Origin of the sequence: Streptomyces sp. NPDC127197, from assembly GCF_042672405.1 — a bacterium.
In the GTDB taxonomy this organism is placed as follows: Bacteria; Actinomycetota; Actinomycetes; order Streptomycetales; family Streptomycetaceae; genus Streptomyces; species Streptomyces flavusporus.
This window is the reverse complement of the sequence record NZ_JBHXVG010000061.1, coordinates 15,538-33,524: the sequence shown is the minus strand read 5'-3', so window position 1 is coordinate 33,524 and position 17,987 is coordinate 15,538. Positions and strand designations below refer to the sequence as shown.

Sequence of the window (17,987 nt, the reverse complement as noted above, 5' to 3'; positions counted from 1 at the left end):
AAACGCCCGGTCACATTCCGAACCCGGAAGCTAAGCCTCACAGCGCCGATGGTACTGCAGGGGGGACCCTGTGGGAGAGTAGGACACCGCCGAACTCCTTTTAGAGCTCTGGCTCTCGGGCACCTGGCCCGAGAGCCAGAGCTTTTTTGCGTTGAGGTAAGGTCAGTGGGCATAGTTGGCTCGTTTTCGACAGGAGGCCCCCGGTTGGAGGTCCAGGAGACTCGCGTCCAGACGGACCGGGTCCTCACCATCCCGAACATCCTCAGCATGGCGCGGCTCGTCGGCGTGCCCCTCTTCCTGTGGCTGATCCTCAGGCCCGAGTTCGGGGGACCGAAGAGCGATGGCTGGGCGCTGTTGGTGCTGGCTCTCAGCGGGATCAGTGACTACCTGGACGGCAAACTTGCCCGACGCTGGAACCAGATCAGCAGTCTCGGCCGGCTTCTTGATCCCGCGGCCGACCGGCTCTACATTCTCTCGACCCTGGTCGGTCTTACGTGGCGAGAGATTCTGCCGATCTGGTTGACCGCTGTACTGCTTGCCCGGGAACTGGTTCTGCTGGTGATGGTGGGCATCCTCAGGCGTCACGGCTATCCGCCGCCGCAGGTGAACTTCCTCGGGAAGGCCGCCACCTTCAACCTGATGTACGCCTTCCCCTTGCTGTTGCTCAGTGACGGAAGTGGATGGATCTCGTCACTCGCTGCTATTTTCGGATGGGCGTTCGCAGGATGGGGTACAACCCTCTACTGGTGGGCAGGAGTCCTCTATGTGGTGCAGGTCCGCCGCCTGGTTCGTGCGGACGCCATGACCGATTGAGCTCGCCGAATGTGCGGCCGTAGCGGTGCGATGGCCCGCGAGGGAAAAGTGCGGGACAATTCGGACGGGTGAAGTCGGCTAGACCGTCGTCTCTTCGAGGAGGACGCTTCCGACATGAAGGCCGTCGTGATGGCCGGTGGCGAAGGCACGCGCCTTCGTCCCATGACCTCAAGCATGCCCAAGCCGCTCCTGCCGGTGGCCAACCGGCCGATCATGGAGCACGTTCTGCGGCTGCTCAAAAAGCATGGGCTCAACGAGACTGTCGTAACTGTCCAGTTCCTTGCCTCACTGGTCAAGAACTACTTCGGTGACGGCGAGGAGCTCGGTATGGAGCTCACCTATGCCAATGAGGAGAAGCCACTCGGTACCGCCGGAAGTGTCAAGAACGCCGAAGAGGCGTTGAAGGACGACACGTTCCTCGTCATCTCCGGTGATGCCCTGACCGACTTCGACCTCACCGAGCTGATCAACTTCCACAAGGAAAAGGGTGCGCTGGTCACCGTCTGCCTGACGCGTGTCCCCAACCCACTGGAATTCGGTATCACCATCGTCGACGAAGAGGGCAAGGTCGAGCGGTTCCTGGAGAAGCCGACCTGGGGCCAGGTGTTCTCGGACACCGTCAATACCGGCATCTACGTGATGGAGCCCGAGGTCTTCAACTATGTCGAGGCCGATGTCCCCGTCGACTGGTCCGGCGATGTCTTCCCGCAGCTCATGAAGGAGGGCAAGCCGATCTACGGCTATGTCGCCGAAGGGTACTGGGAGGATGTCGGTACGCACGAGAGCTATGTGAAGGCGCAGGCCGATGTCCTGGAGGGCAAGGTCGACGTCGAACTCGACGGCTTCGAGATCTCACCTGGTGTGTGGGTGGCCGAAGGCGCCGAGGTGCACCCTGACGCCGTGCTCCGCGGGCCGCTCTATATCGGTGACTATGCCAAGGTCGAGGCCGGCTCGGAAATCCGTGAGCACACCGTCGTCGGCTCGAATGTCGTCGTCAAGAGCGGGGCGTTCCTGCACAAGGCCGTCGTGCACGACAACGTGTACGTCGGGCAGCACAGCAATCTGCGGGGCTGTGTCGTCGGCAAGAACACCGACATCATGCGGGCGGCGCGGATCGAGGACGGTGCGGTCATCGGCGATGAGTGCCTCATCGGCGAAGAATCGATCGTGCAGGGCAATGTGCGGGTCTACCCGTTCAAGACCATCGAGGCCGGTGCCTTCGTCAACACCTCGGTCATATGGGAGTCGAGGGGGCAGGCGCATCTCTTCGGCGCCCGCGGCGTCTCCGGAATTCTGAACGTCGAGATCACGCCCGAGTTGGCCGTACGCCTCGCCGGCGCCTATGCCACGACCTTGAAAAAGGGCTCCACGGTGACCACGGCCCGTGACCATTCCCGTGGTGCGCGTGCGCTGAAGCGGGCGGTGATCTCCGCGCTGCAGGCCAGTGCCATCGACGTACGGGACCTGGAGAACGTACCGCTGCCGGTGGCGAGGCAGCAGACGGCGCGGGGCAGCGCCGGCGGGATCATGATCCGGACCACGCCCGGGGTGCCGGATTCCGTGGACATCATGTTCTTCGACGGACGAGGAGCCGACCTTTCGCAGGCGAGTCAGCGGAAGCTGGACCGGGTGTTCGCGCGGCAGGAGTACCGGCGTGCGTTCCCAGGGGAGATCGGGGACCTGCACTTCCCGGCCAGTGTCTTCGATTCGTACACAGGGTCGCTGTTGCGGAATGTCGACACGACCGGGATCGCCGAGTCCGGGTTGAAGGTCGTCGTCGATGCGTCGAACGGCAGTGCGGGGCTTGTGCTGCCCAGCCTGCTCGGCAAGCTGGGTGTGGACTCGCTGACGATCAATCCCGGTCTGGACGAGTCCAGGCCGACGGAGACGGCGGATGCGCGGCGGTCGGGGCTGGTGCGGCTGGGAGAGATCGTTGCGTCCGCGCGGGCCGCATTCGGGGTGCGGTTCGATCCTGTCGGTGAGCGGCTGTCACTGGTCGACGAGAAGGGGCGGATCGTCGAGGACGACCGTGCGCTGCTCGTGATGCTCGACCTGGTGGCCGCTGAGCGGCGCAGTGGGCGGGTCGCCCTGCCGGTGACCACGACCAGGATCGCCGAGCAGGTCGCGGCCTATCACGGCACCCAGGTGGAGTGGACCACCACCTCGCCTGACGACCTGACGCGGGTCGGGCGCGATGACACGACGATCTTCGGTGGCGACGGCAAGGGCGGATTCATCGTCCCGGAGTTCAGCAGTGTCTTCGACGGTACGGCGGCCTTCGTGCGGCTGATCGGTCTGGTGGCGCGTACTCAACTCACGCTCAGCCAGATCGACGCGCGGATCCCCAGGGCGCACGTCCTCAAGCGGGATCTGGCGACTCCCTGGGCCGTCAAGGGGCTGGTGATGCGGCGCGTCGTCGAGGCGGCCGGAGAGCGCGACGTGGACACCACGGACGGTGTGCGCGTGGTGGAGGCCGACGGGCGCTGGGTCATGGTGCTGCCAGACCCGGCCGAGGCGGTCACCCACCTGTGGGCGGAAGGGCCGGATGACGCCTCCGCGCAGGCCCTGCTCGACGAGTGGTCGGCGGTCGTGGACAGCGCCGGACGGTAAACGGGCAGCACGCGCGCGTGCCGGACAAGTGTCCCCAAGGGGGCCTGTCCGGCACGCCGGTGGGGCCGTGCGGAGGCAGCGGTCGCGACGTGCGACGATGTGCGGCATGCCGCAGCAGCCCCCCGTTCGGAGCAGTTCCACGCCCCCCGCACGCCCGGACGCGTCCATGTCGCTGCTCACCAACGTCATGGATCACAGCCTCGACGACGGATACGCCGAGGCCGCGGCCAGGAAGCAGGCGGCGGGCGCCGAAGGCGTGCCCAGGACCCTCAGGGCGAAGCTCGGTCTCGCTGCCGGCCTGGTGCTCGCGGCCCTGGTGGTGACCGTCGGCGCCGCACAGGCGCGGGTGGCAGCTCCTGTGGTCGCCAAGGAGCGCGAGGAGCTCATCGACCGGATCGACCGGGAGACCGCGGCTGCGGACGCGCTGGAGAGCGACGTCGACAAGCTGCGCGACGACGTGAGCGCCCGCCAGCGCGAGGCGCTGAAGCAGAGCGGCGGCGGTGATCAGACCAACTTGGTGGGAATCCTGTCGGGCGCCACCGAAGTGCACGGCCCCGGTGTGAAGTTGGTCGTGAACGACGCCAAGGAATCCGCCGTCGGCGGTGACAGCGACCCGCGCGGAACGTCCGGTTTCTCCGACACGGGGCGGGTGCGTGACCGTGACATGCAGCGGGTGGTCAACGGACTCTGGGAGTCGGGCGCCGAGGCCGTCTCGATCAACGGGCAGCGGCTGACGGCGCTGTCGGCGATCAGGGCTGCGGGTGACGCGATACTGGTCGACAACCGGCCACTGGTGCCGCCGTACACGGTGCTCGCGGTGGGCGACGGCAAGCAGCTGAGCACCAGGTTCCAGAACAGCGCGGACGGGCTCTATCTGCATGCCCTGCAGGAGAACTTCGGCATCCGTACCAGCATCTCCGTGGAGGACGACGTGCGGCTGCCGGCGGCGCCGAGTGTGATCGTCCGCACAGCAGAGCCGATAACCGAGTCAGCACAGCCGAGAACTGAGAAAGGCACATCGTGATCGCCGTACTGGGCCTCGTCGTGGGAGTCGTGGCCGGCCTGTTGGTCCGGCCCGAGGTTCCGGCGGCCGTCGAGCCTTACCTGCCGATCGCCGTGGTGGCGGCGCTGGACGCAGTCTTCGGAGGTCTGCGGGCGATGCTCGACGGCATCTTCGACGACAAGGTCTTCGTGGTGTCGTTCCTGTCGAACGTGGTCGTCGCCGCGCTGATCGTGTTCCTGGGCGACAAGTTGGGCGTCGGCGCGCAGCTGTCCACCGGTGTCGTGGTGGTTCTCGGCATCCGCATCTTCTCCAACGCCGCGGCGATCCGTCGGCACGTGTTCCGGGCGTGAGGCCGATGAGCAAGCAGGACGAGACGGCCGAGAACCGGCTGCGCAAGGAGCTGCCCGACGAGGTGCCGGCCACGGCCACGGCGACGGTGGACCGCCCCGAGGAGGAGTCCGAGCCGACGCTCACCGGCCGGCAGCGGCTCGTGAACGGTCTGTGGCCGCCGCGCGTCACCCGTGCCCAACTCATCGTCGCGCTGCTGCTGTTCGGTCTCGGCTTCGGCCTGGCCGTGCAGGTCGCCTCGAACAGCGACGGAGACAGTGCGCTGCGGGGCGCGCGGCAGGAGGATCTCGTACGCATCCTCGATGAACTCGACGACCGTACCCAGCGTCTTGAGGACGAGAAGCAGGGGCTCGAGAAGCAGCGCGACGAGTTGGAGAACAGCTCCAACCAGGCCGAGGAGGCCCGCAAGCAGACGATCGAGAAGGAGCGGCAACTCGGCATTCTGGCGGGCACGGTGGCGGCGCAGGGGCCCGGCATCACGATGACCATCGACGACACGAAGGGGACGGTCGAGGCGGACATGCTGCTCGACGCGATCCAGGAACTACGGGCGGCCGGCGCGGAGGCGATCCAGGTGAACGGGGTGCGCGTGGTCGCAGGCACGTATCTGACCGACTCCGGGCAGAGTGTCAGCGTCGACGGGAACAAGATCAATGCTCCCTATCGTTTCAAGGTCATCGGCAAGCCGCAGGACCTCGAACCGGCGCTCAACATTCCAGGAGGCGTGGTGCAGACGCTCGAGAAGGAGCAGGCCACCGTGACCGTCGAGCGGTCCGACAAGATCGTTGTGGACGCCTTGCGAGTGGCGAAGCGACCTGACTACGCTCGGTCGTCCTCCCAGTGAACCGGCGGTGCATGGGGGTCGTCCGGCGAGGGCATGAGGTTGCGGGGGGTCGGCGCACCGAATGGGTGGTGCGTGGTGGAAACTGTCTGGTGGATACGGACGTTGTGAGGATGTCCGGGTCGGCCGGAGTGTGCAGTCAGGGTTCGTCCTGCCCCACGGGCGGGTCTGTTCAGGTCAAGGGGAATCGCCCGTGAAGTTGTTTGCGAAGTTGTTCGGCAAGAGCGCACGAGAGGGCAGCGGCAACGCCACCGCTCGTCATCGCGCACAGCCTGACGCAGAGGGCCAGCGCCCACTGTTCCGCGACCAGGTCGCTGGTCCGGGCGGTGACATTTCCGGAGGTCAGGGCGCGCCGACGGTTGACCCTGCCCAGTCCGGCGGCATAGGTTTCGGGCAACCGTCAACCTCAAGTACGGGTGGAGGGTTTTCCGCCGGCCCGTACGCGTCCAATGCCCCGGCGGGGCAGCCGCGGCAGGAGGATCCGTCCATGTCGGCCCTGGTGTGCACGAGGTGCGGTAACCGCAACGCGGAGAGCAGCCGCTTCTGTTCCAACTGCGGTGCGCCGTTGCGGGCGGGTGCGGTCGCCGAGCGTCCGTCCGAGACGACCTCCACGATCTCCATCAGCGGTCTCGAGGCCTACGACGCCGAGGCCACCGGCCAGACCCCGATGCCGACGCTCTCTCCCGAGGCGCAGGCTGCGGTGGACGCCCTTCCGCTGGGTTCCGCGCTGCTGGTCGTGCGCCGCGGGCCGAACTCGGGCAGCCGCTTCCTCCTGGACAGCGACCTGACCACGGCCGGGCGTCACCCGCAGAGCGACATCTTCCTGGACGACGTGACGGTCTCGCGGCGGCATGTGGAGTTCCGCCGCAGCCCGGACGGATCGTTCACGGTGGCCGACGTGGGCAGTCTGAACGGCACGTACGTCAACCGTGAGCGGATCGACCAGGTCGCTCTGTCGAACGGTGACGAGGTACAGATCGGCAAGTATCGGCTGGTCTTCTACGCGAGCCGACAGGGCATCTGACCGTCCCCCGGGCTTCGTCCGGGGGGACCCCCAGGGAAGGTCCATGCTTCATACACCGAGCGGTGGTGCCGGCAACGGCATCACCGCCGCGGACAGCGGGCTGATGAGTATCGGCACGGTGTTGAACGTGCTGCGCGAGGAGTTCCCCGAAGTCACCATCTCCAAGATCCGTTTCCTGGAGTCCGAGGGGCTCATCGAGCCGCAGCGGACTCCCTCGGGTTATCGCAAGTTCAGCGCGGCCGATGTCGAGCGACTCGGCCACGTACTGAGGATGCAGCGGGACCACTATCTGCCGCTCAAGGTGATCCGCGAGTACCTCGACGCGATGGAGCGCGGCGAGGAGGTGCGGCTGCCCACGCTGGGCCGGCAGCGTGATGGCGAAGCCCCGCCGGAGTCCTCCGAGAGACCGACGGCGGCGCGCATCGGGCGGGCGGAGCTGCTGGCGGCCGCCGGGATCGGCGAGCAGGAACTCGCGGAGTGGGAGTCGTACGGGCTGATCACTCCGTTGTCGGACGGGGTGTACGACGCGGAGACCGCCACCGTGGCCTCGCTGGTCGCCGAGCTGGGACGCTTCGGCATTGAGCCGCGTCACCTGCGGGTGATGAAGGCGGCCGCCGACCGTGAGGCCGGGCTGGTGGACCAGGTGGTGGCTCCGCTGAAGCGGCACCGCAATCCGCAGACCAGGGCGCACGCGGAGGCCCGTGCGCAGGAGCTGGCGGGGCTCACGGTGAAGCTGCACGCGGCGCTTGTGCAGACCGCGCTGGGCGTGCGGCTGCCCTGACCGAGGGCGGCCTGCCGGGCAGGGGCGTGTGGCTCGCGGCCTGTACGGCTCGGACCGGCGGACGAGCCTGGACGGGCCGCGGAGGACGGCGTGGGTCTGGGCAGGAACGATGCGGTCTGTCGGAGGGCGCCGTGCGGGTGGCGGCTGAGGACTTCGGACGGCCTGCGGGACAACGCGGGGCTGGGACGGTGTGATCTGCGGAAGGCGCCGTGTGGGTCGGTGGTGGGTGGCTTCGGGGCGTTCACATAGGGCAGTGCTGGTGTGCTGAGGGCCTCGGACTCGGCTGCGGGGACCTGCACAGGGCTGGGCGACCGTGTGACCGTTGGAAGGTGGCCTTGGTGACCTGTGGAGGGCGCCGTGGGGGCCGGTGGTGGGTGGCTTCGGGCGTTCGCGTTGGGCGGTGCGGGGCGGCGGAGGGGTTTGCGCGGTTCGGGCAGGGCGGTGCGGGGGCGAGGACGGCTTCCGGTGGGGTGGCGAGGGCTTTGGACGGACCGTGTTGCCGGGTGCAGGGGGCTTCGTCGTGGAAGCGGCATGGGTCTGGGCAGGGAGCGGGCGCGTTGCCGGGGGGCGTCGGGTGGGCCGGTGGGGGTTCGGTGGGGGTTGGGGGAGGCCGGATCGGGGCTCCGATGTCGGCCCGACTACCCAAACGTCCCGGGCACGGCCTAGGGTTGCTGTGTGAACGAGCTCGATGTCGTAGGTGTCCGGGTCGAAATGCCCTCCAACCAACCGATCGTGCTCCTGCGCGAAGTGGGAGGCGACCGTTACCTCCCCATCTGGATCGGGCCGGGGGAGGCGACGGCGATCGCCTTCGCCCAGCAGGGCATGGCCCCCGCGCGACCGCTGACCCACGACCTGTTCAAGGACGTGCTGGAGGCCGTCGGCCAGGAGCTCACCGAAGTGCGCATCACGGATCTGCGTGAAGGTGTCTTCTACGCCGAGCTGGTCTTCGCCAGCGGGGTCGAGGTGAGCGCCCGTCCGTCCGATGCCATAGCGCTGGCCCTGCGCACCGGAACGCCGATCTACGGCAGCGACGGCGTGCTCGACGACGCCGGTATCGCGATTCCGGACGAGCAGGAGGACGAGGTGGAGAAGTTCCGCGAGTTCCTCGACCAGATCTCGCCCGAGGACTTCGGCACCAGCAGTCAGTGAGACGTGGTCGGCCCAGGCGGACGTGAAGGTCCTCGACGGGTCGTCCCCCGGTGGATGACGGCCTCCGTACCGGCAGTTGCCGGCGGCCAGTGAGGGCGTCCCGCGGCTCCCCGCACGCGCATTCGGCTAGCCTTTCCCCGCGGTTGGGCGCGGGAAACCACTCTTAGGGTGATTATCACTCGGCGTGCCGAGTGTGGCGATCGTTGACGCACCCTTGGTGACTGCCTACCGTCGAGAAGGCAGGTCAAGGACGGAGGTCGGCGTGAGAAGCAGCGGCGACGGTACGGGTGGGGGTGCCCCCGGACGCAGTCTCGGGGAGAGCGGTCCGTACCCGCTCCACGGCAGGGCGGCCGATCACACTCCGCAGCGACCGACGCCCATTCCCACCAGCGGAGGGGCGGCGTCCATGACGTCCGAGCAGATCGGCTACCGCGGCCCGACGGCCTGCGCGGCCGCCGGCATTACCTACCGGCAACTGGACTACTGGGCCCGCACCGGGCTCGTCGAGCCCAGCGTGCGGCCCGCCTACGGGTCCGGGACGCAGCGCCTGTACAGCTTTCGGGACGTCGTCGTCCTGAAGATCGTCAAGCGGTTCCTCGACACCGGGGTGTCGTTGCAGAACATCCGCACCGCCGTGCAGCACCTCAGGGAACGCGGTTTCCGCGACCTGGAACGCATGACGCTGATGAGCGACGGTGCGACCGTGTACGAGTGCACCTCGCCCGACGAAGTCCATGCGCTCCTCCAGGGCGGCCAGGGGATCTTCGGCATCGCGGTCGGGGTGGTGTGGCGGGACGTCGAGAGCGCGTTGTCACAGCTGCACGGGGAGCGCATCGACACCGGCGAGACGCTCGTCGGGCACAACCCGGCAGATGAGCTGGCACGACGGCGCAATCGGGCCGTCTGAGCGACGCAGCTGCCCGGCGCCTCTGGTGGCCTGCTGGGCACCGCGTCGGTAGGTGTGCAGGCCGCGCTGTCGTGGCCGTGCCGCCGCATTGTCAGTGGCGTGGTGCAGCATCGGAGATGTGAGAACCGCGCCCACGATCCTGCATCTCGACATGGATGCCTTCTTCGCCTCGGTGGAGCAGGCATCCAAGCCGAGCCTGCGCGGGAAGGCCGTGATCGTGGGCGGACTCGGGCCGCGCGGGGTGGTGGCGACCTGCTCGTACGAGGCCCGGGTGTTCGGGGTGCATTCGGCGATGCCCATGGCCCAGGCGCGCCGGCTCGCGCCGAACGCCGCGTATCTCGTGCCGCGCTTCGGGCTGTACCGGACGATCAGCGAGCACGTGATGGAACTGCTGCGGGCCCTGTCGCCGCTGGTGGAGCCGCTGAGCCTGGACGAGGCGTTCGTGGACCTGGAGGCCGGGGGAGCGGCCTGGGACGAGGAGTCGGCGCGGTTGGCGGGGATGAAGCTGCGGGCCGACATACGGGCCGTCACCGGGCTCACGGGGTCCGTCGGCCTCGCCGCATCCAAAATGCTCGCGAAAATCGCCTCCGAGCAGGCCAAGCCCGACGGGCTGGTGCTGATCGAGCCGGGGACCGAGCGCGCGCTGCTCGGGCCGATGTCGGTGCGGACGCTTCCCGGGGTGGGGCCCGCGACGGGCGACCACCTGCGGCGGGCCGGCATCACCACGATCGACGAGATCGCCGAGGCGGGCGAGGACGAACTCGTACGACTTCTGGGAAAGGCGCACGGGCACGCGCTGTACGCCATGGCGCTGGCCCGCGACGACCGGCCGGTGGTCGCCGAGCGGGAGACGAAGTCGGTGTCGGTCGAGGACACCTATGACATGGACATTCATGACCGGCTCCGGGTGGGGCTGGAGGTGCAGCGGCTCGCGGACCGGTGTGTGCGGCGGCTGCGCGGCGCAGGGCTGTCGGGGCGGACGATCGTGCTGAAGGTGCGGCGGTACGACTTCTCCACGCTGACCCGGTCCGAGACGCTGCGCGGGCCCACGGACGATCCGGCGGTGGTGCGCGAGGCCGCGGCCCGGCTGCTGGACTCCGTGGACACCACGGGCGGCGTGCGGCTGCTCGGAGTGGGGGTCAGCGGGCTCGCCGACTACACGCAGGAGGATCTGTTCGCGCAGGCCGCGGGGGAGCGGGCGGAGGGGCCGGCGGAGGACGTGGTGGACGAGCCCGTGCAGGGTGCGGCCGTGCCGGTCGAGCGGCGATGGCCCGCGGGGCACGACGTACGGCACGCCGAGTACGGGCACGGGTGGGTGCAGGGGAGCGGGCTGGGGAGGGTGACCGTGCGGTTCGAGACGCCCGACTCGGAGACCGGACGGGTGCGGACGTTCCGGATCGACGATTCCGCGCTGGAGCCGGCGGATCCGCTGCCATTGGTGGCGCGAAGACCAGGGGAGCAGGTGGCTTCGGGCACGGAGAGGGGTTCGTCGGTCGGGGGTGAGTCCGGGGGTCAGGAGTCGTCGCCAGCCAGTTTGCCGAAGTCGTGGTCCGGGAGGCGGGGCGGAGGGGCCACGTCGAGGCCGTAGTGGTGGTAGAGCTGGAGTTCCTGTTCCGGGGAGAGGTGACGGCCCACGCCGAAGTCGGGGGCGTCCTTGATCAGGGCGCGGTCGAAGGGGACGTGCAGGCTGTCCTCGATCAGCTCGCTGGGCTCGAGAGGCACGAAGGCGTCCCTGCTGAACAGGCCGGTGCGTATGGCGGCCCACTCAGGGACGCCGGTTGCGTCGTCGAGGTAGATCTCGTCGATCGTGCCGATCTTGTTGCCGTTGCGGTCGAAGGCCTTGCGGCCGATCAGGTTGCGCGGATCGATGTCGGTCTGCACGGGCCCTCCACTTGCTCGCAACTCATCCGTAAGCACTACGAAAGAGCACATTGGGGCACGCGGCCACTCGAACGCCGGGCGTTGACCTCGCTGGTAGTCTGGCAAACGGCTGCTGACCCCGTGCGGGAGAGTCCTCCGGACACCATCGGAGGCGCCGAAGGAGCAAATCCTCCCCGGAATCTCTCAGGCCCACGTACCGCACGGACGAGGTCACTCTGGAAAGCAGAGCGGGTGTCGACGGCTTCCGCTCTCACCGACGGTGCAAGCCGGGCGTCCTCGGGCGGTCCGGTGAAGCTCTCAGGTTGAGATGACAGAGGGGGAGGCCGCCGGGGTACCCGCGCCGTGGTGCCCCTCGAAGGTCGCGTCAGACCAGGAGGCCTCCGCAATGACCGCCCATCGCATTCCGCTCTCCGAGCTCGAACAGGGCACGCCCTTCGAGCAGCGCCACATCGGGCCCGACCAGGAGGCGCGGGCCAAGATGCTCGCGCAGGTCGGCTACGGCTCGCTCGACGAGCTCACCGCCGCCGCGGTACCGGATGTGATCAAGAACGCCGACGCCCTGGACCTGCCGGGTGCGCGAACCGAGGCCGAGGTGCTGGCCGAGCTGCGCTCGCTCGCCGACCGCAACCAGGTCCTCGACTCCATGATCGGGCTCGGCTACTACGGGACGTTCACCCCGCCCGTCATCCTGCGCAACGTGATGGAGAACCCGGCCTGGTACACCGCCTACACGCCGTACCAGCCGGAGATCTCGCAGGGGCGGCTCGAAGCGCTGCTGAACTTCCAGACCGTGGTCGCCGACCTCACGGGGCTGCCGACCTCGGGCGCCTCGCTACTCGACGAGGGCACGGCCGCGGCCGAGGCCATGGCCCTGTCCCGGCGCATGGGCAAGAACAAGAAGGGCCTCTTCCTGGTCGACGCGGACGCGTTCCCGCAGACCATCGCCGTGATCGAGACCCGCGCCGAGCCGACCGGCGTCGAGGTCGTCGTCGCCGACCTCAGTGACGGCATCCCGGCCGACATCGCCGAGCGCGAGATCAACGGCGTGCTCATCCAGTACCCGGGCGCTTCCGGGGCCGTACGCGACATCAAGCCGATCATCGACCAGGCCCATCAGCTGGGTGCACTGGTCACCGTCGCAGCCGACCTGCTGGCGCTGACGCTGCTGAAGTCGCCGGGCGAGCTCGGCGCGGACATCGCCGTCGGTACGACCCAGCGGTTCGGCGTGCCGATGGGCTTCGGCGGGCCGCACGCCGGATACATGGCCGTGCAGGAGAAGTTCGCCCGCAGCCTGCCCGGCCGCCTCGTGGGCGTCTCGGTCGACGCCGACGGGAACAAGGCCTACCGGCTCGCACTGCAGACGCGTGAGCAGCACATCCGCCGGGAGAAGGCGACCAGCAACATCTGTACCGCCCAGGTGCTGCTCGCCGTCATGGCCGGGATGTACGCCGTCTACCACGGGCCCGAGGGCCTGAAGGGCATCGCGAGGCGCACCCACCGATACGCCGCCGTCCTCGCCGCGGGGCTGCGCGACGGCGGCGTCGAGACCGTCCACGGCGCCTACTTCGACACGCTCACCGCAAGGGTGCCGGGCCGGGCGGCCGACGTCGTGGCGGCGGCGCGAGACCGCGGCGTGAACCTGCACCTCGTGGACGCCGACCACGTCTCGATCGCCTGCGACGAGACCACGAAGCGGGCCCAACTGAGCGCCGTATGGGCCGCGTTCGGGGTCGACGGCGACGTCGACGCCCTGGACGCCGGCACCGAGGAGGCGCTGCCGGCCGCGCTGCTGCGCACCGACGACTACCTGACCCACCCCGTCTTCCACCAGCACCGCTCCGAGACCGCGATGCTGCGCTACCTGCGCCGGCTCGCCGACCGCGACTACGCGCTGGACCGCGGCATGATCCCGCTGGGCTCCTGCACCATGAAGCTCAACGCGACCACCGAGATGGAGCCGGTCACCTGGCCCGAGTTCGGGCAGCTGCACCCCTTCGCACCCGCCGGGCAGGCGCAGGGCTACCTCACCCTCATCCATGAGCTGGAGGAGCGTCTGGCCGAGGTCACCGGCTACGACAAGGTGTCGCTGCAGCCCAACGCCGGCTCGCAGGGCGAGCTGGCCGGTCTGCTCGCCGTCCGCGGGTACCACCGGGCAAGCGGCGACGAGCAGCGGACCGTGTGCCTCATCCCGTCCTCCGCGCACGGAACGAACGCCGCCAGCGCCGTGATGGCCGGGATGAAGGTCGTCGTCGTGAAGACCGCCGAGGACGGTGAGATCGACGTCGAGGACCTGCGGGCCAAGATCGAGCAGTACCGCGACGAACTGGCGGTGCTGATGATCACGTATCCGTCCACGCACGGGGTGTTCGAGGAGCACGTCGCCGACATCTGCGCCCAGGTCCACGAGGCCGGCGGACAGGTGTACGTCGACGGCGCCAACCTCAACGCCCTGGTCGGGCTGGCCAAGCCGGGGCACTTCGGCGGTGACGTCTCGCACCTCAACCTGCACAAGACGTTCTGCATCCCGCACGGCGGAGGCGGTCCGGGCGTCGGCCCGGTGGCCGTACGGTCGCACCTGGCGCCGTACCTGCCGAACCACCCGCTCCAGCCGGAGGCCGGTCCGGAGACCGGTGTGGGCCCGATCTCGGCCGCGCCGTGGGGGTCCGCGGGCATCCTGCCGATCTCGTGGGCGTACGTCCGGCTCATGGGCGGTGAGGGGCTCAAGCGGGCCACGCAGGTGGCGGTCCTGAGCGCCAACTACATCGCCAAGCGGCTCGAACCGCACTACCCGGTGCTCTACACCGGCCCCAGCGGGCTGGTCGCGCACGAGTGCATCATCGATCTGCGACCGCTGACCAAGGCGACCGGCGTGAGCGTCGACGACGTCGCCAAGCGGCTGATCGACTACGGTTTCCACGCGCCGACGATGTCCTTCCCGGTGGCCGGAACGCTGATGATCGAGCCGACCGAGTCCGAGGACCTGACCGAACTCGACCGGTTCTGCGAGGCGATGATCGCGATCCGGGCGGAGATCGAGAAGGTCGGCTCGGGTGAGTGGCCGGCCGACGACAACCCGCTGCGGAACGCCCCGCACACGGCCGCCGCGCTCGGCAGCGAGTGGGAGCACGCCTACAGCCGTACGGAGGCCGTCTTCCCGGACGGTGTCTCGGCCGCGGACAAGTACTGGCCGCCGGTGCGCCGTATCGACCAGGCCTTCGGCGACCGGAACCTGGTCTGCTCCTGCCCGCCGCTGGACGCGTACGAGGACTGACCGAGTACGCAGGTGCGGGCCCCGCCGTTCGATGCGGGGCCCGCACCTCGTTTCAGGCCGGGTAGGCGTGCGTCTGGGCGGCCTTGACCGTGGCCCAGACCGGGGCGCCGGGGTGCAGGTCGAGCTCGGCGGCCGCGACCGTGGTGAGGTCGGCGGTGAGGGGGAGCTCGCCGGTGAGGGCGGCGCGGATCTGGTCGCCGTGGGTCTCCAGGCCGGTGACCTCGCAGCGCCAGAGGTTGCGGGCGCTGGCGCCGGTGGGGCGGTCCCGGAAGAGGGTGACGGCGCCGGGCGGGAAGGCCACGAAGACCGGGCCCGTGAGATCCTCGGTGGTGGTGATGGCGGGGCCGGCGTCCAGATGGACGGTGTGGCCCGCTGCTGTGCCCTTGTAGAGGTTCAGCCCGACGAGTTGGGCCACGTAGTCCGTGCGGGGGCGGCGGGCGATGTCGGCGGGCGTGCCCTCTTGGACGATCCGGCCGTGCTCGACGACCACGAGCCGGTCGGCCAGGACCATGGCGTCCAGCGGATCGTGTGTGACCAGTACCGCCACGGCCTCGAAGTCGGCGAGATGGCGCCGTAGTTGGGCACGCACCTCCAGGCGGGTGCGGGCGTCCAGGGCGGCGAGGGGCTCGTCGAGGAGCAGCAGCCGGGGGTGCGTGGCCAGGGCGCGGGCGAGGGCGACGCGCTGGGCCTGGCCGCCGGACAGGCGGCGGGGTTTGGCGCCGGCGTGGTCGGCGAGGCCCATACGGTCCAGCCACGCGGCGGCCTGATTGCGGGCCTCTGCCTTGGTCGCGCCGTGGCAGCGCGGTCCGAAGGCCACATTGTCCAGGGCCGTCAGGTGGGGGAAGAGCAGGTAGTCCTGGAAGACGACGCCGACCGGTCGGGATTCGGGTGGCGTACGGTCCAACTCGGTGCCGTCCAGCCGGAGATGGCCGGCCGTGAGCGGGGCGAGGCCGGCCAGGGCGCGCAGGGCGGTCGTCTTTCCGGCGCCGTTGGGGCCGAGCAGGGCGACGACGTCGCCGGGCGCTGCGGTGAGCGCGATGTCGAGGCGGAAGGGGCCGCGGTCGACGACGAGATGGGCGTCGAGCCCCTCGCCGTGCACGTCACCGGAGGTGAGGGCGGTGGAGTCGTCGAGGTGGGTCATGAGGCGGTCATCCAGCGGTCGCGCAGGCCGGCGAGGACGGCGACGGACACGGCGAGCAGGACCAGGCTGAGGGCGATCGCCGCGGCCGGGTCGTTCTGCAGGGCCAGGTACACCGCGAGCGGCATGGTCTGGGTACGGCCCGGGAAGTTGCCCGCGAAGGTGATCGTCGCCCCGAACTCGCCGAGCGCCCGGGCCCAGGCCAGCACCGCGCCGGCGGCGATGCCCGGGGCGATCAGCGGCAGGGTGACGCGGCGGAAGGCGGTGAAACGGGAGGCGCCCAGGGTCGTGGCCGCCTCCTCGAAGCGGGGGTCGGCCGCCCGCAGGGTGCCCTCCACGCTGATGACGAGGAACGGCATCGCCACGAACGTCTCCGCGAGGACCACGCCCGCGGTGGTGAACGGCAGGGTGATCCCGAACCAGGAGTCGAGCCACTGCCCCACGACGCCGTTGCGGCCGAGCGCGAGCAACAGTGCCACACCGCCCACCACCGGCGGCAGCACGAGCGGCAGCGTCACCAGGGCGCGGACCAGTCGGCGGCCGGGGAAGTCCGTGCGGGCCAGCAGCCAGGCCAGCGGGACTCCGATCACCAGACTCAGGGCGGTCGCCGCCGTGGCACACAACAGGGACAGCCGGAGGGCCTCCCACACCTCGGGGCTGGTGAGCTGATCCGGCAGGGTGCGCCAGGGAGTGCGTACGAGCAGGGCGATCAACGGCAGCACCAGGAACGCCAGGCCTGCCAGCGCCGGAACGAGCAGGGGCAGCGGCACCCCGCGGGTGCCGTTGCGGAGCCGGCCCCGCCGGGCGCCGCCCTTGAGGGTTTCCGTCACGGCGCGAGGAACCCGGCCCCGGTCAGCACCTTCTGCCCCTCGGCGGACTTCACCAGGTCGATGAAGGCCTTGGCCGCCTCGGTGTTGGGCGCGTCCCTGAGCAGGGCGATCGGGTAGTCGTTGATGGCATCGGCCGACTCGGGGAAGTCCACGCCTTCCACCTTGTCACCCGCCGCCCTTACGTCGGTCTTGTAGACGAGCGCCGCGTCGGCCTCCTTCAGCTCCACCTTCGTCAGGGCGCTCTTGACGTCCTGCTCGTAGGACACGGGGGTGAGCTTCAGCCTGCTCGCGTCCAGCGCCTTCTGCGCGGCGGCGCCGCACGGCACCGATTCGTCGCAGAGCACGACCTTCAGGCCGGACTCGGTGAGGTCCTCGAGGGAGGAGATCCTGTCGGGGTTGCCCGGCAGGGTGGCGATCTCCAGCTGGTTGCGGACGAAGGTGGTCGGGGTGCCGGAGGCGTCACCGGCGTCGGTGACGATCGCCATGGTCCTGGGGCTGGCGGCGGCGAAGACGTCCGCCGGGGCGCCGCCGGTGATGCTCGCCGCGAGGGAGTCGCTGCCGCCGAAGCTGAAGGTGACCTTCGTGCCCGGGTGCTGCTTCTCGAACCGCTTGCCCAGCGTCGTGAAGCTCTCCTCGAGCGAAGCGGCCGCGAAGACGGTCACCTCGCCGGTGAGCCGATCCGACGCGTCGGACCCGGCGGCCGAGGAGCCGGAATCGGACGAGGAGGAGCAGGCGCTCAGCGCCAGCAGCGCGGCGGCTCCGGCACCGGCCGCCCGCAGGGCCCGGTGTCGGGGACGGGTCATCACGGGTCCACTCCCTCTGTCCGCTGGAGGAAGAGCCCGCCGGACTCTTCCGATGCGTCGATCATACTGGCGCAGATGCAAGGCATGAGTCACCTGTCGCTTTGCACGATCGAGGCTGATGCGCGATGGGTGATCGCATGTGCGGCTCGAGGCGTGTCAGGCTCGGTCGATATGGACGTTCGTCGACTTCACGCGGGCCGTCGCCTCCATGCCGACCTCCAGGCCCAGTTCCTCGACGGCCTCGCGGGTGAGCAGGGAGACCAGCCGGTGGGGACCGGCCTGGATCTCGACCTGGGCCGCGACATCGCCGAGTTTGATAGCGGTCACGATGCCGGGGAAGGCGTTGCGGGCCGAGGTGTACGGGGCCTCCTCCTCGCTGCTGCCGGACTTGGCGAGCTCGACCGAGAACGCGGCCAGGTCCCGCCCGTCGATGAGCCGGCGTCCGCTGTCGTCCCGATGGGTCGCCACCCGGCCGGCGTCCGCCCAGCGGCGTGCGGTGTCGGGGCTGACGCCGAGCAGGCGTGCGGCCTGGCCGATCGTGTAGGAGTGCATGCCGGTCACGATAGGGCGGCAGGCGTGCATGGTGGA

Annotated in this window: 16 protein-coding genes, 1 rRNA gene and 1 riboswitch; of the genes, 12 read left to right on the top strand and 5 right to left on the bottom strand. The window is 69.5% G+C overall.

What is annotated here, in order from left to right; genetic code table 11:
• The 11 genes from rrf to ACFVJQ_RS42310 all read left to right on the top strand — a co-directional run.
• Positions 1–95: ribosomal RNA gene (gene rrf, locus ACFVJQ_RS42360) — 5S ribosomal RNA — on the top strand; the annotation flags it as partial.
• Between the two features lie 109 nt (positions 96–204).
• Positions 205–813: a CDP-alcohol phosphatidyltransferase family protein gene (locus tag ACFVJQ_RS42355; protein WP_095751205.1), complete on the top strand. Its 609-nt coding sequence runs from the start codon at positions 205–207 to the stop codon at positions 811–813.
• A gap of 114 nt (positions 814–927) precedes the next feature.
• Positions 928–3,423: a sugar phosphate nucleotidyltransferase gene (locus ACFVJQ_RS42350; protein WP_385516949.1), complete on the top strand. Its 2,496-nt coding sequence runs from the start codon at positions 928–930 to the stop codon at positions 3,421–3,423.
• A 106-nt stretch (positions 3,424–3,529) separates the two neighbouring features.
• Positions 3,530–4,447 carry a DUF881 domain-containing protein gene (locus ACFVJQ_RS42345; protein WP_385516951.1) on the top strand — a complete coding sequence of 306 codons (918 nt, stop codon included), beginning with the start codon at positions 3,530–3,532 and terminating at the stop codon, positions 4,445–4,447.
• Positions 4,444–4,776, top strand: coding sequence for a small basic family protein (locus ACFVJQ_RS42340; protein WP_003977440.1), 333 nt, complete (start codon positions 4,444–4,446; stop codon positions 4,774–4,776). Before ACFVJQ_RS42345 ends, ACFVJQ_RS42340 begins: the two co-directional genes overlap by 4 nt.
• 5 nt (positions 4,777–4,781) lie before the next feature.
• A complete protein-coding gene (locus ACFVJQ_RS42335; protein ID WP_385791034.1) occupies positions 4,782–5,618 on the top strand; it encodes a DUF881 domain-containing protein in 837 nt (278 codons plus the stop codon).
• A 61-nt stretch (positions 5,619–5,679) separates the two neighbouring features.
• Positions 5,680–6,639 (top strand): FHA domain-containing protein, encoded by a 960-nt coding sequence (locus ACFVJQ_RS42330; RefSeq protein WP_385516955.1) that lies wholly within the window; start codon positions 5,680–5,682, stop codon positions 6,637–6,639.
• A gap of 43 nt (positions 6,640–6,682) precedes the next feature.
• Complete coding sequence (locus tag ACFVJQ_RS42325; protein ID WP_385516956.1) at positions 6,683–7,420, top strand: MerR family transcriptional regulator; 738 nt, start codon at positions 6,683–6,685, stop codon at positions 7,418–7,420.
• A 675-nt stretch (positions 7,421–8,095) separates the two neighbouring features.
• The gene (locus tag ACFVJQ_RS42320; protein WP_004002801.1) at positions 8,096–8,569 is read left to right on the top strand and encodes a bifunctional nuclease family protein; all 474 of its coding nucleotides are present in this window, start codon (positions 8,096–8,098) and stop codon (positions 8,567–8,569) included.
• Positions 8,570–8,831: 262 nt separating this feature from the next.
• The gene (locus tag ACFVJQ_RS42315; RefSeq protein ID WP_129796726.1) at positions 8,832–9,476 is read left to right on the top strand and encodes a MerR family transcriptional regulator; all 645 of its coding nucleotides are present in this window, start codon (positions 8,832–8,834) and stop codon (positions 9,474–9,476) included.
• A gap of 118 nt (positions 9,477–9,594) precedes the next feature.
• Complete coding sequence (locus tag ACFVJQ_RS42310; protein ID WP_385516957.1) at positions 9,595–11,064, top strand: DNA polymerase IV; 1,470 nt, start codon at positions 9,595–9,597, stop codon at positions 11,062–11,064.
• On the opposite strand, the gene ACFVJQ_RS42305 is transcribed toward ACFVJQ_RS42310, so the two are convergent.
• On the bottom strand, positions 10,989–11,357 hold the full coding sequence (locus tag ACFVJQ_RS42305) for a PRC-barrel domain-containing protein (protein WP_385516959.1): 369 nt from the start codon (positions 11,355–11,357) through the stop codon (positions 10,989–10,991). The genes ACFVJQ_RS42310 and ACFVJQ_RS42305 overlap by 76 nt on opposite strands.
• 113 nt (positions 11,358–11,470) lie before the next feature.
• Positions 11,471–11,566, top strand: a riboswitch (glycine riboswitch).
• 176 nt (positions 11,567–11,742) lie between these two features.
• Between ACFVJQ_RS42305 and gcvP the strand changes: the two genes are divergently transcribed.
• On the top strand, positions 11,743–14,628 hold the full coding sequence (gene gcvP / locus ACFVJQ_RS42300; protein ID WP_385791031.1) for an aminomethyl-transferring glycine dehydrogenase: 2,886 nt from the start codon (positions 11,743–11,745) through the stop codon (positions 14,626–14,628).
• A 52-nt stretch (positions 14,629–14,680) separates the two neighbouring features.
• Here gcvP and ACFVJQ_RS42295 read toward each other — a convergent pair whose 3' ends face one another.
• From ACFVJQ_RS42295 to ACFVJQ_RS42280, 4 genes are all read right to left on the bottom strand, one after another.
• Entirely contained in the window at positions 14,681–15,769 is a 1,089-nt protein-coding gene (locus tag ACFVJQ_RS42295; RefSeq protein WP_385791029.1) for an ABC transporter ATP-binding protein, read from the bottom strand.
• A complete protein-coding gene (locus ACFVJQ_RS42290; protein ID WP_385791027.1) occupies positions 15,766–16,596 on the bottom strand; it encodes an ABC transporter permease in 831 nt (276 codons plus the stop codon). Before ACFVJQ_RS42290 ends, ACFVJQ_RS42295 begins: the two co-directional genes overlap by 4 nt.
• Positions 16,593–17,399 (bottom strand): molybdate ABC transporter substrate-binding protein, encoded by an 807-nt coding sequence (modA, locus tag ACFVJQ_RS42285; RefSeq protein ID WP_385516966.1) that lies wholly within the window; start codon positions 17,397–17,399, stop codon positions 16,593–16,595. Before modA ends, ACFVJQ_RS42290 begins: the two co-directional genes overlap by 4 nt.
• A gap of 156 nt (positions 17,400–17,555) precedes the next feature.
• Positions 17,556–17,951: a molybdopterin-binding protein gene (locus tag ACFVJQ_RS42280; RefSeq protein ID WP_385791025.1), complete on the bottom strand. Its 396-nt coding sequence runs from the start codon at positions 17,949–17,951 to the stop codon at positions 17,556–17,558.
• Positions 17,952–17,987 lie beyond the last annotated feature (36 nt).

What these genes read in the sequence shown, in the direction of transcription:
- ACFVJQ_RS42345 (WP_385516951.1), top strand. Translation starts at nt 3,530, where the DNA reads ATGCCGCAGCAGCCCCCCGTTCGGAGCAGTTCCACGCCCCCCGCACGC.
- modA (WP_385516966.1), bottom strand. Translation starts at nt 17,399, where the DNA reads ATGACCCGTCCCCGACACCGGGCCCTGCGGGCGGCCGGTGCCGGAGCC.
- gcvP (WP_385791031.1), top strand. Translation starts at nt 11,743, where the DNA reads ATGACCGCCCATCGCATTCCGCTCTCCGAGCTCGAACAGGGCACGCCC.
- ACFVJQ_RS42335 (WP_385791034.1), top strand. Translation starts at nt 4,782, where the DNA reads ATGAGCAAGCAGGACGAGACGGCCGAGAACCGGCTGCGCAAGGAGCTG.
- ACFVJQ_RS42295 (WP_385791029.1), bottom strand. Translation starts at nt 15,769, where the DNA reads ATGACCCACCTCGACGACTCCACCGCCCTCACCTCCGGTGACGTGCAC.
- ACFVJQ_RS42280 (WP_385791025.1), bottom strand. Translation starts at nt 17,951, where the DNA reads ATGCACTCCTACACGATCGGCCAGGCCGCACGCCTGCTCGGCGTCAGC.
- ACFVJQ_RS42330 (WP_385516955.1), top strand. Translation starts at nt 5,680, where the DNA reads ATGGGTGGTGCGTGGTGGAAACTGTCTGGTGGATACGGACGTTGTGAG.
- ACFVJQ_RS42325 (WP_385516956.1), top strand. Translation starts at nt 6,683, where the DNA reads ATGCTTCATACACCGAGCGGTGGTGCCGGCAACGGCATCACCGCCGCG.
- ACFVJQ_RS42350 (WP_385516949.1), top strand. Translation starts at nt 928, where the DNA reads ATGAAGGCCGTCGTGATGGCCGGTGGCGAAGGCACGCGCCTTCGTCCC.